The organism is Synechococcus sp. BS56D, from assembly GCF_004332405.1.
Taxonomy (GTDB): domain Bacteria; phylum Cyanobacteriota; class Cyanobacteriia; order PCC-6307; family Cyanobiaceae; genus Synechococcus_C.
In genome coordinates this window covers 144,261-160,166 of sequence record NZ_PHQU01000007.1, presented here as the reverse complement: position 1 = coordinate 160,166, position 15,906 = coordinate 144,261, and the positions used below count along the sequence as shown (strand labels likewise).

Below are 15,906 nucleotides of genomic sequence, written 5' to 3'. Positions count from 1 at the left end.
GCAATACGATGAGCACACCAAACGAACAACCAAATCAACATGTAAAAGGCGAAGCAGCAGCGACACGACCCTGGGAATATCGCGTCATTCATCTCAATGTAAACGAGGAAAAAAACCAAAAAACTGCAACAGGAAATCCTGAAGCGGCGAGTCAAAAATTCCAGAGATCACTTAGCCCTGACTTCATACAACGCGAGTTCCCAGCCCAATACAGTCCGACCCCTAAAACCTCATCGAGCAACCATCCTGCACTTCAACTTCAAAACTTTCTTAATGAATTAGGCAAAGACGGCTGGGAGCTCACGGCAATAAGCACCGTTGGTACTCTCCAAATGCTCTTTTTCAAGAGGCAAGCAAGCGAGAAAGCAACTCTCCAACCTGACAACAACAACGCAACAAGTGGTACAGTCCCGTGCGAAAAAAACAATCTCCATGACTGACATCAACGATCAAAACCCTGTGCTCACCTTTGAGGGCAAGCGCTACGACCTCAATGCCCTTCCCGATGAGCTCAAGGAACTCGTCCGTGGCATGCAGGTGGCCGATGCCCAGCTGCGCATGCACGAAGACACCCTGAAGGTCTTGGCCGTGGGTCGTCAGTCGATGGCCATGCAGCTGAATGAACGACTCAAGAGCGTCACTCCGCTTCCTGACGAGAACTGAATCGATACTCGCCGGTGAGTCGGAAGACCACCGGCGACAGCAGCAACAAAGCCACCAAATTGGGAAGGGCCATCAAACCATTGAGGATGTCGGCGACGGTCCACACGGTCTCAAAGGTGGCTACGGCACCAATCACCACAACGGCAACCCAAACGAAGCGGAAGATCCGCAGGGGAGCACCCACGCCAACTAAGAATTCCAAGCAGCGTTCGCTGTAATACCCCCAACCCAGGATCGTCGTGGCCGTGAACAGCATGGTGGCGATTGCAACGAGATGATCGCCAGCGGGGATCCCCCAGGCAAAGGCGGCCTTGGTCATATCAACTCCAGCCAACCCTTCGCCATAGGCACCACTGATCACGATGACCAAAGCCGTCATCGTGCAGATGATCAAGGTGTCAATCACCGTGCCCAGCATCGCCACCGCTCCCTGAAGTACCGGATCACCTGGGCGAGCAGCGGCCTGGGCGATCGGAGCTGTACCCAACCCCGCCTCGTTGGAGAAAACACCTCGGGCGATGCCCTTTTGAATCACCACCCCGACCACACCTCCAGCCGCAGCCTCGCCAGTGAAGGCATCACGAAGAATCAGCCCCAGAGCAGAGGGAATCTCCGCCAGATGGCCGAGCAAGATCACCAGGGCACCGAGCACATAGAGCACGGCCATGAACGGCACTACCACAGCGGCCACCCGGCCAATGCGCTCGATGCCGCCAATGATCACAGCGAAGGTGATCACGGCCATCACCACCCCGGTGGCCAGGGCAGGGATGCCGTAGTCATCCAGAGCATTGGCCAGCTCATGGGCCTGCACCCCATTACCGATCCCGAAGCCGGCGAGGGTTCCGAAGACAGCGAAGGCGGTGGCCAGCCAGCCCCAGTGGCGCCCAAGCCCGTGACGGATCGCATACATCGGCCCACCGACATGCTCTCCGAGCGCATCGGTTTCCCTGAAATGCACAGCCAAAAGTGACTCGCCGTATTTCGTGGCCGTACCCAGGAGGGCCACAAGCCACATCCAAAACACAGCACCCGGACCACCGACACCAATGGCTGTGGCAACACCAGCCACATTTCCGGTGCCGATTGTGGCTGCCAGAGCCGTCATCAGCCCCTGAAACGCACTCACATCGCCTTCACCCTCGGTGTGTCGGATCGAATCAACCATCGCCCGCACAGCAAAGCCAATGCGGCGCAGGGGCATGAACCGCAACCCCACCATCAGATAGAGGCCGGTGAACCCGATGAGTCCAAGGGTGATTGGCCCCCAGACCCATCCGTTCAGCGTGTTCAGAAACTCCATGCTGCGACAGGTCCTGCTGCGATCAGACGATCTGTCGATTCAAGCGAAGAAATCCTGAAGAGCAATCAAGCTGCCTGAAGAACCTGGCAATCCAGGAAGCGGAAGGTCTGTTCGGAGGCGGGAGTCTCGCCATGGGCCTCCACAGCTACGACCCGCTCCCGGAGAACCCAGAGTCCAGAACCCGGAAGGGTGGCAAAAGTGTCCGTGAAACGGCTCAGGCCTCCCCTCGGTGCACCGGTGGCGGGATCGGCATAGGCACTGGTGTAGGTGTGACTGAGATAACCAGAACCGGTTTCGGTGATGGAGCCAGTGTGAATCGTCACCACGGTTCCATGAATGTGGCGATGGACCATGGTCACCACGCGATCACGAATGCGATAGCGATCTCCACTGTTCTTGCCACCGACGATCACTTCCAGCCCTTCGGCACTGTTGTCGCCCGCGGTGAAGGTGTTCTCTCCATGCACCTGATCAAAACTGCGCCGCACCCGATGAATCGCCACCTCCCAGAGCTGGGAGTTGATCGCCTTCGCCACCTCAGGATCATCCACCCCTTCAACAGCGGCCTTTAAGTCAGCACCAACCTTGAAGGAGCCCTCGACCGTGCGCTCTGCCTGGATCCAGACACAGCGCCCCTCGTAACCGGGGAAACCTGGATCCCATGTGTAGCGATTCTCGTAGGCAGCACGGAAGGCGTCGCGGCAGTCAGAACCCTGGGCCGGCAGGGATGTGGTGGCAATGGTCACGGTGAACGTCTTCGCTGAACTGGACCCTAACGGCCAGTCGCGCCAGCATGCACATCCTGAAGGGCATGAATCTCCAGCTGTTGCTGCTGAAGGGCGGCGATCCCCTCCACCGCTGCCCGCGCTCCGGCCAGGGTGGTGACGGTTGGCACGCTGTAATCGAGCGCTGCTCGACGGATGTAGCGGTCGTCATGGGCCGCCTGCCGACCAATGGGGGTGTTAATCACCAGCTGAACCCCGGCGGAGCGAATCCGGTCTTCGATGTTGGGACGACCTTCATGCACTTTCAGCACAGGGGTGACCTGCAAGCCTGCGGCGCTCAGAACCTTGGCGGTGCCGGCCGTTGCAGTGAGCTGAAAGCCCAGTTCAATTAATCGTGCAGCGACGGGAACCAGGGCCTGTTTATCCCGGTCATGGGTTGAGAGGAACACGGTGCCGGCCGTTGGGAGCCCATCACCGGCAGCCAGTTCCGCCTTGGCATAGGCCATCCCAAAGCCGCCAGCGGAGCCCATCACCTCGCCGGTGGAACGCATCTCAGGACCCAGAAGGGAATCGGCGCCAGGGAAACGACGGAAAGGCAGTACCGCCTCCTTCACCGCTTGGAGAGGTGGCTTGGGCTCCTCCACTAAGCCAACATCCGCGAGGGTTTCTCCAGTCATCAGGCGGGTAGCGATCCTGGCCAGAGGCTGACCAGTGGCCTTGGCCACAAAAGGCACCGTGCGCGATGCCCTTGGATTGGCCTCAATGATGTAAACCACCTCCTCACCGTTGGCATCACGCTGAACGGCGAACTGCAGATTGATCAGACCCTGCACTTGAAGGGCGAGAGCAAGCGCTTCGGTCCATTGACGAATGACAGTGAGAGCCTCAGCCCCGAGCGACACAGAGGGCAAGCAGCAGGCGGAATCACCGGAGTGAATTCCCGCCGGCTCGATGTGCTCCATCAGTCCTCCGATCACAACATGTCCGCTGGAATCACAGAGGGCATCAACATCCACCTCGATCGCGTTTTCAAGGTATTGATCGATGAGTACAGGGTGCTCGGGCTCCACCTGCACGGCCTCAACCATGTAACGATCGAGCTCCGACTCATCAAAGACAACCTCCATCGCGCGCCCACCCAGCACATAAGAAGGGCGGACCACAACGGGGTAACCAACGGACGCTGCGACACGACGTGCCTCTTCCTCACTGCGGGCGAGGCCATTGCGAGGTTGACGGATCTCCAGCTCACGCAAAATCGCCTCGAACTGTTCCCGGTCTTCAGCTCGATCGATCGAGGCTGGTGAGGTGCCGAGAATCCGGGTACCGATCGTTCTGCCCCGAGGACTATCCAGCCAATCGAGCAACGGCAGGGCCAGCTTGAGAGGGGTCTGGCCACCAAACTGAACAATCACGCCTTCTGGCCGCTCTGCCTCAATGACATTGAGCACATCTTCGAGGGTGAGCGGTTCGAAATAGAGACGATCACTGCTGTCGTAATCCGTGGAGACCGTCTCTGGATTGCTGTTCACCATCACCGTGGCAAAGCCACGCTCCTGGGCTGCAAAGGAGGCATGGCAACAGCAGTAATCAAATTCAATTCCCTGCCCAATCCGATTGGGCCCACCGCCAAGAATCATCACCTTGCGTCGTTGCTCGGGCAGCACCTCAGATGCCGGCGATAAAAGCTCAAGGGCGCCATCGGCTGAGAGCCTCTGGACCGGCCGCTCATAGGTCGAATAGTGATACGGAGTCGTGGAGGCAAATTCGGCCGCGCAGGTGTCCACCGTTTTGAACACAGGGATCACCCCGAGGGATTCCCGCCGACTTCGCACCTCGAGTTCTTTGGTGCTGGTAGCGAAAGCAATCTGACGATCGGAATAGCCAAGCTGCTTGAGCTCCAAGAGCGACTCTGCACTGATCTGATCGAGGCTGCGGCCCTGAAGAAGTCGTTGTTCGGCTTCGATCAACCTGCGCAGCTTGGCCAGGAACCAGGGATCGATTTTGCTGAGCTGATGGATCTCCTCATCCGAGCGACCGGCAACCATCGCTGACCTCACAGCCAAGATCCGATCTGGAGAAGGTGTGCGCAGGCTGCGTTCCAGTTCAGCGGACGTGAAGGACGGCTCTGAACGATCACAGCCCCAACCAGCAAGCCCCGTTTCAAGAGATCGCAACGCCTTCTGGAACGATTCTTCGAAACAGCGACCGATGGCCATGGCTTCACCCACGGATTTCATCGCCGTGGTGAGCACCGCAGGGGAACCACGGAATTTCTCAAAAGCAAACCGTGGGATTTTGGTCACGACGTAATCGATCGTCGGCTCAAAACAAGCCGGCGTCTTACCGGTGATGTCGTTGAGGATTTCGTCGAGGGTGTATCCCACCGCCAAACGAGCAGCGATCTTGGCGATCGGGAACCCGGTGGCTTTACTGGCGAGAGCCGAAGAACGGCTCACGCGAGGATTCATTTCAATCACCACCACGTCGCCATCGGCGGGGTTGATGGCGAATTGGATGTTGCTGCCGCCGGTGGCAACACCGATCTCTCGAATAATCGCGATCGACTGATCCCTCAGCCGCTGATACTCCCGATCGGTCAGGGTTTGAGCCGGTGCCACGGTGATCGAGTCACCGGTATGCACACCCATCGGATCCAGATTTTCGATGCTGCAGACAATCACAACGTTGTCTGCCAGATCCCGCATGACTTCGAGCTCAAATTCCTTCCAACCGAGAAGAGACTGCTCAATCAGAATTTGCGACACAGGGCTGGCCTCAAGGCCGCTTTTGCAAATCGCCGCGTATTCCTCTGGGTTGTAGGCGATGCCGCCACCACTGCCCCCAAGAGTGAAGGCTGGTCGAATGATCCGTGGATAACTGCCGATTGCTGCGCCAACAGCATCCGCTTCCTCGAGACTTGAAGCGATGCCTGAGGGGCAGACCTTCACGCCGATCCGCTCCATGGCTTGCTTGAAGAGCTGACGATCCTCGGCCTTGCGAATTGCCTGCAGATCTGCACCGATCAGTTCAACCCCAAAACGGTCCAGGGTTCCGTTCTCAGCCAAGGCCACAGCCAAGTTGAGGGCGGTCTGACCGCCCATCGTTGGCAAGAGGGCATCCGGTCGCTCTCGTTCGATCACCCGCGTCACCACCTCAGGCGTCAGAGGCTCGACATAGGTCCGATCCGCCATGTCCGGATCGGTCATGATCGAGGCGGGGTTGGAATTGACCAGAACAACCTCAAATCCATCGGCCCGCAGGGCCTTGCAGGCCTGGGTGCCGGAGTAATCAAACTCGCAGGCCTGACCGATCACGATCGGACCTGAACCCAGCAGCAGAATGCGACGCAGATCAGACCGCCGGGGCATGGGCCTCTGGAGATAGGCAAACCTGTTAAGCCTCCCATGCTGTCGACCCTCATCGGAGGGATCCACTTCACAGCGGGGCCTGACTGAGGGGTCAAGTCGCTAGCGTGAGTGGATCTGGAAGCAGAATTGAGATCATGAGCGAGCTCCAGCGCCTGAAGGGGCTGCTGCCCCCGGAGATGCAGAGCTGGGTGTTCGTGGAGGCGGCAGCAGCCGTAGAACCTCCACTCATCACGCTGGAAGAGATTGGCCGGGATGAGGTGGAGATCCAGGTGGATCTCGAAGCCTGGGACAACTTGGCTCTCGATCACCGCAACCTGCTCTTCTGGCACGAAGTCGGTCGTGTACAAAACGACACGATTCCCAGGGATGGCTGGGAGATGGCGGCCCTCGCCATTGGCCTTGGGGGCGCCATTGGAGAGTTGTGGGTTCAGGACGGGCTTCTCTTGCTGATGGCCCTTGGTCTCTCCGGCTTCGCCGGCTACCGCCTGTACCTCAAGAACAATGCTGAGAAGCGTCTGCGCGATGCGATCGCCGCTGACGAGCGGGCGATCGATCTTGCTTGCCGTTTTGGATACAGCGTTCCAAATGCTTACAAAAGCCTGGGTGGAGCTCTGAAAGATCTGATCGAGCAGACCCGCAAGAAGAAGAAGCGCAGTTTCTACGAAGATCGGCTTGAGGCTCTGCGCAAGAGTGCAGGGAAGGCAAGGGCTGAAATGGCCCAGCAACAGGGTTCACGTCAATCTGTTAGCAGCGAGAACGTTTATGGATGAAGCCAATTCCGCAGTGGCGGCTTTAGACAGTCACCAGCTGGCGGAACTTGCGGCGGATGCCTGTGATGACCGCAAAGCCACCGACATCGAGATGATTCGGGTGGATGAAGTCTCGAGCTTGGCCGACTGGCTGGTGATCGCTGGTGGGCAGAGCGATGTGCAAGTGCGAGCAATCGCTCGTTCTGTCGAAGACCGCCTTGAGCTTGAGGCCGGTCGCCTCCCCCTCCGCAAGGAGGGGATCAATGAGGGGCGCTGGGCCTTGCTCGACTACGGCGAGCTGATCGTGCACATCCTCCAACCCGGAGAGCGGGGCTATTACGACCTCGAAGCCTTCTGGGGTCACGGCGAACGGCGAAGCTTCGTAGCGTCTGGGTCGGATCAGGGCAGCTGATCCTCGACCTTCGATCCAGGCCTACCGAAATCCAACGATGGCCAGCACCAGCGCCTGTCCAGTTCCTCCAGAACAACGTCCCCAAGAGGAGTTTCAGCAACTCGCCAGGTCTTGGTTCTTCACCTGGCCAACCGAAGAAACTCGTGGACTTGGCCGTGCTCTGCTGATCAGCTGGTTCCTCTGCGTTCCATTCACCCTCCTTGTCGCCAGTGGGAGCTGGACGCTCAGGAATGATCTGCCACGGTTGATTGCCGCCGGCAGCGTGGCTGCCCTCGTGCTTCCAATGCTGCTGCTCATGCGCCAGTGGCTTGGCTGGAGCTACGTGCACAAACGCTTGCTCGCTGAGCAGGTCGAATATGAGGAGTCTGGCTGGTATGACGGTCAGGTCTGGGAGAAGCCGCTGGCCTGGAGAGAGCGTGACCTCTTGATGGCCAGACACGAAGTCCGACCGATCCTCGGACGCCTGGCCCGCTCCATGGCCTGGATCACAGGGCTTCTGCTCTTTGGAGCCAGTCTCTGCCAGGCTCTCTGAAGCATTCCGTGCCGTCGGCCATGGCCTTACCCGCAGCATTTGGCAGTGGCGGCCTCTCCAGCAGTGGCCCATCCCCGCTTGAGGTGCGCCTCAAACGGGGCGGCAGCCTCGAGTCGATCCATCGGGTTCATGCTGTGGTCTGCGACCATCGCGGCCGCATTCTGATGCGGGCAGGTCGCGCTGATTACGAGACCTTTATTCGTTCAGCGCTCAAACCCTTTCAGGCCATGCCACTGCTCAGCAGCGGTGCAGCCGAACAATTCAACTGCGGGGAGCGGGGTCTGGCGATCAGCTGCGCGTCCCATGCCGGCACTCCCACCCATGCCCGGGAGGCCTTCCGACTGCTTTGGAATGCGGAACTGGATGCAAGCCAGCTGCAATGTCCAGTGCCGGAGGGTGCAAGCAGCCCTCTAGAGCACAACTGTTCCGGTAAACACGCTGCCTTCCTCGCCACCTGCCGGAAGATGGGCTGGCCAACGGAGAGCTATCTCCAGGGTGACCACCCGATCCAGGTGGAGATCCATCGGCGGGTGGCTGAACTGCTGGGCCTGCCCTCGGCGGAGATGGTGGCAGCACGAGACGACTGTGGAGCGCCAACACTGCGCCTGCAACTAGCCCAGATGGCCTTGCTCTATGCCCACCTCGGCGCCTCCACCCGAACGGAGCTCGAACAGATTTCCAGGGCGATGTTGGCCCATCCTGACCTCGTGGCAGGCGAAGGTCGGTTTGATACCGAATTAATGCGCCGGTCCCACAGCCAGGTGCTGAGCAAAGGAGGGGCAGAAGGCGTTCAATGCCTTAGCCGGATTGGTGAGGGGCTTGGAGTGGCGATCAAGGTTGAAGACGGCAGCCGTCGCGCCAAACAGGCTGTGGCACTGCATTTGCTCAGGCAGCTGGACTGGCTGACACCAACGGGGCTTCAAGAGCTCGAGGAGCAGGTCCTGATCATTAGCCCAGGGGTTCAGCTCGAGGTTGAGGGTTCCCTGCGCTTTCAAGAAGGCTGAAGAGATCCTGCTGTACCAGTGTCCTTCAACACCAAGTTGTATGATGAACAAGTCGACGCGGGGTAGAGCAGTCTGGTAGCTCGTCGGGCTCATAACCCGAAGGTCGGGAGTTCAAATCTCCCCCCCGCCACCACATCATTAAAACCATCAAGAACATTGATGGTCACTGGGGCCAACAGGGCCCCTTTTTTATTGGTCAGCAACGGTTTCGCTCTTGCTGAAGCGCAACACTCCGCTTGTAAGGATTGACAGCCAAAAGGAGCATTCCTTGGCAGGAGAGTAGAACTAGGCAAGGATTAACCAGATCTGAGGTGGAGCTTCGCCCTTGGGAGGCAATCGTGGTTGGCTCTGGAGCCACCGGCGGCGTTGCGGCCCTCACCCTTGCGGAAGCAGGCCTACGAGTTCTCGTGATCGAGGCGGGGCCCTCACTGGATGCCAAGCAGGCGCTGGGAGCAGAACCACAGAACATGCTGCGCCGATTGGCCGGGCTGAGCAGCGGTCGACATCGTCGCCAGAGCCAGCATCCGGGCTACTGGAAACACAACCCTGATCTATTCATCGACGAACAGGAAAACCCTTACAGCCATCCACCCGATCGGCCGTTTCTTTGGACCCGAGGTGACCAGATAGGAGGGCGGAGCCTGACGTGGGGGGGGATCACGCTGAGGCTCTCCAATGCTGATTTCAAGGCCAGCCAACGGGATGGCGCGGGGCTCGACTGGCCGATCCAGCACGAGGATCTCGACGAGCACTACACCGAGCTCGAGCGACGACTGGGCGTTCACGGGGCCCGCAATGGCCTGAGCCAAGTCCCCGATGGCTGGGCAACCGAACCCCTGCCCTCCACCGCTGAGGAGCAGCAGTTCGCCTCCTGCGTGCAGAAAGAGCTTGGCTATCCGTGGATGCCATCGCGCGGCTTCGGCCCCCATAACCGCAAGCGGGATGGGGCCTGGCCTCGATCCAGCAGCCCTGGCAGCAGCCTCAAGGAGGCACTAGCCAGCGGACGGGTCGAACTGCTCTGCGGGGAGCGAGTGGAACGGCTCGAACTCAACCGCAGTCGCGACCGAGCCGAAGCAGTGATCTGCGTGAATCGGAGCGATGGCACCCGCCTCAGGCTGGAAGCCAAGCTGATCGTGCTCTGCGCCTCAACGATTCAGACCGTTCGTCTGCTGCTGCAGTCGGAAGAGCAACAGAGCAGCGATGGTTTTGTGGATCCATCTGGCCGGCTGGGCCAGCGCCTCATGGACCACGTCTCCACCTGTCGATTCTTCGCCATGCCGAGCTGTGGACCGGGCAAGTCGGGAAGCCCAGAGGCCCTTTCAGGCGCGGGCAGCTTTTTCATTCCCTTCGGACAGGAGTTAGCCCAGAGAGGTGGCCAAAGGGTGCTCAGAGGCTATGGACTCTGGGGTGCCATCAATCGATTCGATCCTCCAGCGCTGCTCAAGCGGATTCCAGGGCATCGTCTGGGCTTCCTGATCGGCCACGGAGAGGTCCTACCGGATCCAAGAAATCAAGTCACACTCACTGGTCCCCCGGACCGCTGGGGTTCCCCAACCGTGACGATCGACTGCCACTGGCGAGCGAACGAACAAGCCATGGTTGAACACATGCACCACAGCATGGGAGAAGCGATCAGCGCTGCCGGTGGACGCATGCTGCCCCTCACCGACCTGGTGAAGGCTCCACTGATTGAGCCTCTGCTGCGCCGGTCCGCGGCCCTTGGAGCCGGAGCTGCACCACCCGGGTACTACATCCACGAAGTCGGAGGCGCAGCGATGGCCGCCACAGAAGAGGGGGGTGTCGTGGATCGCTGGAACCGCCTCTGGCGATGCCCAAATGTGCTGGTGGTGGATGGCGCCTGCTGGACGAGCTCCGCCTGGCAGAGCCCAACGCTGACCATGTTGGCGATTACCAGACGGGCCTGCCTCGCAGCCGTCAGGCCTGGGAACGACTGAACAGATCGTCGAGGTACCGCTCTGCGACAGCACGGTCCTCACATCCGTTCTGGAAGAGGAAATGAGCCAAAGCAGAGCTCATCACCCTGTATTGGTCCCAATTGGGGTGGGCTCCGATGAACTCCTTCATCCCCCGGTAGAGAACTTCAGGAATTTCCGCCTCCATGCTGACGTAGCTCGCTGGGGCCGAGCCCTCTCCGGAAACGCCTGCCTCCACAACACAACGTTCCAGATGATTCCTATCCATGCAGCGCCTCTGGCGTCGGTTTGATTTCCCATCTAGGAAGCCACAAAACAGGGGACCCAGTCAAAAGATCACACTCCCTAACAACCCAGCCAAATCTCAAGCGAGTCTCATTGCGGCAACAGGGTTCACCTAGAGCCCTGCCAATCAAAAAGCCCCCGCCCTAGGCGGAGGCGACGCAATGTCAAGCAACACCGGTCACAAAACCCAGAACCCACAACGGCGAGGTTGCGACTGGGAACAACCAGGAGGATCAGTGGAAAACGGGATCAAAGCTGTGGAAAACGACTCCAAAAGGAGTCCCGAGGAGGAAAGATAAGCCCTCCTTATCCCCGAGAGTCTCGCGGGACCCACTCGAGACTGAGATGGTTGAGCTGACGCATTTGATGGTGATTGCTTCAGGTTTCCGCATCATTCGCTTCATATTTAGCTGCCCCGGAGCGCAGGGTTTTGGGGCCAAGAGGGTGCTCCGCGTGGGGGTAGGGGTGATGACCATGGTCGTGGCTGTGGTCATGGCCATGGCTGTGGTCATGGCTGGTCTCATGCCCATGGCTATGGCCGTGCTGATGGCTGTGGTCGTGGGAGCTGGCTGAGATGCCCAGCGGAAGCGGCACACCGTCGGGCTGACAGGCACCGGTGCACTCACGCTCACAGAGGTCGCAGCCATCGGTCAGCCCCTCCACGTGGTGATGGTGACTCGCTTGAGCAAGCCCCACCTCATCCTCAAAACCAAGCACCTGGGCGCGGTATTTGCACAGGGAGCAGTTCATCACAGCCTCGCCACCGAGCACCTCGGCGACCCGCTCCAGGAAGGTGTCCAGCACGAGTGGATGGTCCCCCAGATAAGAGGCGGAGAGGAACTCCGTCTCCGGATGGTCCGCAGCCACGAGATCCGTGTGCTGGCGAATGCGACTCACCAACACCCCTGAAAACAGGAAATAAGGAAAGACGACGATCCGCCGGAAACCGAGTCGCACCACATGTCGGAGACCAGGTTCCACCAAGGGGAATGTGACGCCGGAGTAGACCGTTTCACCCCAGCCGAAGCCAAAACCCTCCACCAACATGCGCGTGACCTTGGCCACATTGGAGTTGGCATCGGGATCGGAGGAGCCTCGGCCAACCACCACCAAGAGGGTGTCGGAGAGTGCCAGGGAGCTGGCCTGATCCAGGGCCTCACGGATCCTGGCCCCAGCCGCTGCAATCATGAGCCGATCCACCCCAAGTTCTCGCCCGTAATCGATCGGGAGGCCTGTTTCAGCGCTGTAGGTGTTCAGCACCGACGGAATGTCGTTCTTGGCATGGCCCGCAGCGAAGAGCATCGCCGGCACGGCGAGTACCCGTTGCACACCCTGCTCCCGCAAGCGATCAAGGGAATCGCGCAGGATCGGTTTGGCGAATTCGAGATAGCCATGCTCGACGGGAATGCCTGCCAGCCTGGGTCTCAGTCCTTCAGCAAGCTGGGCAAATTCCTCCACCGCCAGGCGGTTGCGACTGCCATGGCCGCAAATCAGCACCCCATAGCCCTGGGCTTTCAGTTCGGATAACGATGGGGTCACAACGGCAAAACACCTGTCCGGACCCTATCGCTAGTCATGACCAAGGAGCCGAACAAACGCATTCTTCAGCCCTTACCGGAGAAGCTCACCACCCTTCTAAAGCAGGGCTTGAGCCCAAGCCCGTTGTTGGTGCGAAGTGGTGGAACCTCAAGCCGTTGCTCAGCTCCGGGCCACTGGACCCTTGACCTCAGCAGGCATTTCAGAGGAATTGCCGTGGATCAGAACAGCGGCACGGTTCGAGTGGAGACCGGTCTCACCACAGCCGAGGTGCAAACGGTTCTGAACGCTCACAAGCGCTCACTGCCCACAGGTCTATCGGGGTTACCCGGTGCTGGCTATTGGCTCACCGGGGGGATCAGTCCTCTCAGTCGCAGCCAAGGTCTTGCCATCGATCGCATTCAAGCGATCAGCGGCGTGTGGGGGAGCGGCGAACGCTTTGATCTCTGCGCAGCAAAACACGGTCAGACCAAGGAGTGGCGAGCGCTGCTCGGAGCCGCCCCCTTCCTTGCGATCGTCACATCGATCTCGATGATGACCACCCCCCTGCAGCCCTTGCAGATCGGCAGAGGCGTAGTCAGCGCCCAGCAGTTAATCACCCTGATCCAGGAGGCTGAACACTGGCCCGAAGGCATTGCCCTGCACTGGTTCTGGGCGGAGAGGATTGAAGTGCTGGTGGTGGCCTTAAGCCAAGACCGAGCGGCTGTCATGAGCCTGGAAGGATGGCTTAACGACAGGATCGGCGGAATAGAAACGCTCCAAGCCAGCCAGTTGGCAGGGCTTGCGGCCCTGCCGGCCTTGGGACAGCTTGCCCAATCAGCGGAGCGCCCAACCGCCAGGGATCAGGAGGTTCTGGGTCTATTAGGCCCTGCCTGGGGAGACGCCAGCAAAGAGCTCATCCAAACCCTGGTCCCACTCATGGGAAACCGACCGGATCACCGCTGCAGCTTTGCCGGTCAGCAACTGGGAGGGTGCACCGCGCAGGTCAGGCCAGAGGCCAGCTCCTTTGTGCACAGAACAGCGCTCTGGAAACCCTGGATCACAGCCGCCTGGACTCCTGGTGATGCAGAGGCACGCAAGAGGAGTCTCCACTGGCTTGAAGCCGTTCGCGACCAGCTCCTCCCTCTCTGCCCAGGGGTCCATCTCGCCCAATTGCATGACCATCTGCCCTGGCATGAACGGGAACTGGAAGCGGCCTTCGCAGACTGGCTTCCCCAGCTGCGTGAACTCAAGAGAGACGTCGATCCCCTCACCCTGCTGCCACGGTTGTGAGATACGGTCAGCGCCAGATGCGACCCCGTCATGAGGCAGTGGTTCAGTCAGCCGGGTCCGGAACTGCTCTCGGGCTTAGTGGTGGCCTTCGCGATGATCCCGGAGGCGATCGCCTTCTCAGGGATCGCAGGTGTGGACCCCCAAGTGGGCCTCTTCGGTGCCTTCTGCCTCTCGATCACGATCGCCCTCGTGGGGGGGCGGTCGGCGATGATCACCTCAGCCACAGGATCCACAGCCCTGTTGATGACAGGGCTTGTTGCCAGCGGCAACGCCAGAGGTGAGGGCCTTGGCCTGACTTACCTGCTGGTGGCCGGTCTGCTTACAGGGGTGTTTCAGGTCCTCTGGGGGTACCTGCGACTCGCTGATCAGATGCGCTTCGTGCCCCAGGGAGTGTTAAGCGGTTTCGTGAATGCCCTGGCCCTTCTGATCGTTCAGGCCCAACTACCCCAGCTGGGGATCAGTCTTCACTACGGCGAAACCCAGTTGGTCGAGCACAGCAGCTCCCTGCTTCCCCATGGAAGCCAACTGCCCTTGATTTGGTTACTCGTGGTCCTGGGGCTCGTCATCATCTACGGACTTCCCCGTCTCACCAAGGTGATTCCGGCACAGCTGGTGGCCATCGTGGCGCTCACGGCCATCAGCGTTGGCCTGAAGCTGAACATCCCCACCGTGCAAAGTCTCGGCAAGTTGCCAGAGGGACTTCCCTTCCTTCAGCAGCCGTTCGGAGCACTTGCGGATGGACGCGTCCCCTTCAGCATGGAAACGTTTGGACTCGTGTTGCCGACCGCGCTGGCGATCTCACTGGTGGGTCTGATGGAAACCTTCCTGACTCAAGACATCCTCGACGAACGCACGGACACCAACTCCAACAAAAACGTAGAAGCGCGCGGTCAAGGCATCGCCAACATCGTGTCCTCACTCTTCGGAGGGATGGCTGGTTGTGCCTTGGTGGGCCAGTCAGTCATGAATATTGAAAACGGTGGGCGCGGTCGACTCTCGACTCTGTTTTCTGGTGTGAGCCTGATGGCCATGATCCTGCTGGGCCGCCCCTGGCTGGAACAGATTCCGATGGCAGCCCTCGTCGCGGTGATGATCAGCATCGCTGTGAGCACCGCTGATATCGCCGGACTCCGCCAGCTGCCGCGGATTCCCAAAAGCGACACCGCGGTCATGCTGATGACCTTCGCCGTCACCATGCTCACCACCCCCCATAACCTCGCCCTGGGAGTCATTGCCGGCGTTGCTCTTGCCGCCATTCTGTTCAGCCGCAAAGTGGCGAAAGTGATTCGTGTGGAAGCCGAGCAGATCAGCCCTGAGGAGCGGCGCTACGTGGTGAGCGGTCAGCTCTTCTTCGTCAGCAAGGTGTATTTCCTGCAGGGTTTCGATGTTCACGACCACCCCGCCAGGATCAGCATCGATCTCTCTGATGCACACATCTGGGATCAGACGGGCGTCAGCGCCCTCAATCAGCTCATCCGCAAGCTGGAGAAGGGAGGTTCCGAGGTGAGCGTGGAAGGCCTCAATCAAGAGAGCCTCAACCTCTTTGAACGGATCGGTAGCCAAGCGGAGAACGCCCACGGCTGAACCAAGCTTCAGTCGGGATCAGGGGTATCCGACGGTCTGAGCAGCACCACAACCGTGCCCGCCACGATCATCAAAATCAGTAATCCACCGCCCAACAGCGGAAGGGTGAGATCAGAATCCATGGCGGTCTCTCAACTGCACCCATCGTGGCGCCCGGATCCGTTCAACGGGATCGCTGCATCAAGCTGAGGCAGCGTCCCAAGTCTCTGCGCATCGTCTTCAGTCGATCACGAATCTGGGCGTCCTTGGGCTGGCGCGAGAGATAGCGTTCGGTCACGTCATTGCCGATGCTCAGCAACAGACAGAGGGTTTCCACGTCACCACTGTCGGCGGCACGCTGCGCGGCTCCGTCCTTCAGCACCTGAAGGAGAGCCATCTTGTTGTTGTAAAGGCCGCGTGCACCCTCGTCCCAGGCCAGCACCGGCAATGGGAAGGAGCCAACCTGTACGGCTGTGAACAAACCAAGCAACCAACGGCGATTCCCCATCCGCGGTTGTGTGCGGTCGAATTCTGACGCTAGGGAGATTGGACTGAGC

General features: G+C 59.8%; 15 protein-coding genes and 1 tRNA gene. 10 read left to right on the top strand and 6 right to left on the bottom strand.

The window, feature by feature from the left end; all coding sequences use genetic code 11:
* Positions 1 to 8: 8 nt before the first annotated feature.
* On the top strand, positions 9 to 440 hold the full coding sequence (locus CWE17_RS12315; RefSeq protein WP_206338380.1) for a hypothetical protein: 432 nt from the start codon (positions 9 to 11) through the stop codon (positions 438 to 440).
* The gene (locus CWE17_RS11500; RefSeq protein ID WP_131457340.1) at positions 433 to 663 is read left to right on the top strand and encodes a DUF6447 family protein; all 231 of its coding nucleotides are present in this window, start codon (positions 433 to 435) and stop codon (positions 661 to 663) included. The genes CWE17_RS12315 and CWE17_RS11500 overlap by 8 nt, the downstream gene beginning before the upstream one ends.
* On the opposite strand, the gene CWE17_RS11495 is transcribed toward CWE17_RS11500, so the two are convergent.
* The 3 genes from CWE17_RS11495 to carB form a co-directional block, all read right to left on the bottom strand.
* Positions 638 to 1,966, bottom strand: a complete 1,329-nt coding sequence (locus CWE17_RS11495; RefSeq protein WP_131457338.1) for a sodium:alanine symporter family protein — start codon at positions 1,964 to 1,966, stop codon at positions 638 to 640. The genes CWE17_RS11500 and CWE17_RS11495 overlap by 26 nt on opposite strands.
* 65 nt (positions 1,967 to 2,031) lie before the next feature.
* Positions 2,032 to 2,712 (bottom strand): DUF3386 domain-containing protein, encoded by a 681-nt coding sequence (locus CWE17_RS11490; protein WP_131457336.1) that lies wholly within the window; start codon positions 2,710 to 2,712, stop codon positions 2,032 to 2,034.
* A gap of 26 nt (positions 2,713 to 2,738) precedes the next feature.
* Entirely contained in the window at positions 2,739 to 6,062 is a 3,324-nt protein-coding gene (carB, locus tag CWE17_RS11485) for a carbamoyl-phosphate synthase large subunit (protein ID WP_131457334.1), read from the bottom strand.
* A gap of 134 nt (positions 6,063 to 6,196) precedes the next feature.
* On the opposite strand from carB, the gene CWE17_RS11480 reads away from it, so the two are divergent.
* The 6 genes from CWE17_RS11480 to CWE17_RS11455 all read left to right on the top strand — a co-directional run bounded on the left by CWE17_RS11480 (position 6,197) and on the right by CWE17_RS11455 (position 10,714).
* Entirely contained in the window at positions 6,197 to 6,832 is a 636-nt protein-coding gene (locus CWE17_RS11480; protein WP_131457332.1) for a DUF3318 domain-containing protein, read from the top strand.
* On the top strand, positions 6,825 to 7,223 hold the full coding sequence (rsfS, locus tag CWE17_RS11475) for a ribosome silencing factor (RefSeq protein WP_131457330.1): 399 nt from the start codon (positions 6,825 to 6,827) through the stop codon (positions 7,221 to 7,223). Before CWE17_RS11480 ends, rsfS begins: the two co-directional genes overlap by 8 nt.
* Positions 7,224 to 7,260: 37 nt before the next feature.
* Complete coding sequence (locus tag CWE17_RS11470) at positions 7,261 to 7,755, top strand: CGLD27 family protein (RefSeq protein ID WP_131457328.1); 495 nt, start codon at positions 7,261 to 7,263, stop codon at positions 7,753 to 7,755.
* 20 nt (positions 7,756 to 7,775) lie between these two features.
* A complete protein-coding gene (locus CWE17_RS11465; RefSeq protein ID WP_131457326.1) occupies positions 7,776 to 8,759 on the top strand; it encodes an asparaginase in 984 nt (327 codons plus the stop codon).
* 56 nt (positions 8,760 to 8,815) lie between these two features.
* A tRNA-Met gene (locus CWE17_RS11460) sits at positions 8,816 to 8,892 on the top strand.
* Between the two features lie 178 nt (positions 8,893 to 9,070).
* On the top strand, positions 9,071 to 10,714 hold the full coding sequence (locus CWE17_RS11455; protein WP_131457324.1) for a GMC oxidoreductase: 1,644 nt from the start codon (positions 9,071 to 9,073) through the stop codon (positions 10,712 to 10,714).
* On the opposite strand, the gene CWE17_RS11450 is transcribed toward CWE17_RS11455, so the two are convergent.
* Together CWE17_RS11450 and CWE17_RS11445 are read right to left on the bottom strand one after the other, a co-directional pair.
* Entirely contained in the window at positions 10,695 to 10,961 is a 267-nt protein-coding gene (locus tag CWE17_RS11450; RefSeq protein WP_131457322.1) for a DUF2811 domain-containing protein, read from the bottom strand. The two genes, CWE17_RS11455 and CWE17_RS11450, sit on opposite strands and share 20 nt — an antisense overlap.
* Before the next feature lie 395 nt (positions 10,962 to 11,356).
* Positions 11,357 to 12,517 (bottom strand): sirohydrochlorin chelatase, encoded by a 1,161-nt coding sequence (locus CWE17_RS11445; RefSeq protein ID WP_131457320.1) that lies wholly within the window; start codon positions 12,515 to 12,517, stop codon positions 11,357 to 11,359.
* Between the two features lie 36 nt (positions 12,518 to 12,553).
* Between CWE17_RS11445 and CWE17_RS11440 the strand changes: the two genes are divergently transcribed.
* Positions 12,554 to 13,786, top strand: coding sequence for an FAD-binding oxidoreductase (locus tag CWE17_RS11440; protein WP_131457318.1), 1,233 nt, complete (start codon positions 12,554 to 12,556; stop codon positions 13,784 to 13,786).
* Positions 13,787 to 13,816: 30 nt separating this feature from the next.
* The gene (locus CWE17_RS11435; protein WP_131457316.1) at positions 13,817 to 15,370 is read left to right on the top strand and encodes a SulP family inorganic anion transporter; all 1,554 of its coding nucleotides are present in this window, start codon (positions 13,817 to 13,819) and stop codon (positions 15,368 to 15,370) included.
* Positions 15,371 to 15,533: 163 nt separating this feature from the next.
* On the opposite strand, the gene CWE17_RS11430 is transcribed toward CWE17_RS11435, so the two are convergent.
* Positions 15,534 to 15,857, bottom strand: a complete 324-nt coding sequence (locus tag CWE17_RS11430; RefSeq protein WP_240789392.1) for a hypothetical protein — start codon at positions 15,855 to 15,857, stop codon at positions 15,534 to 15,536.
* Between the last annotated feature and the right edge of the window lie 49 nt (positions 15,858 to 15,906).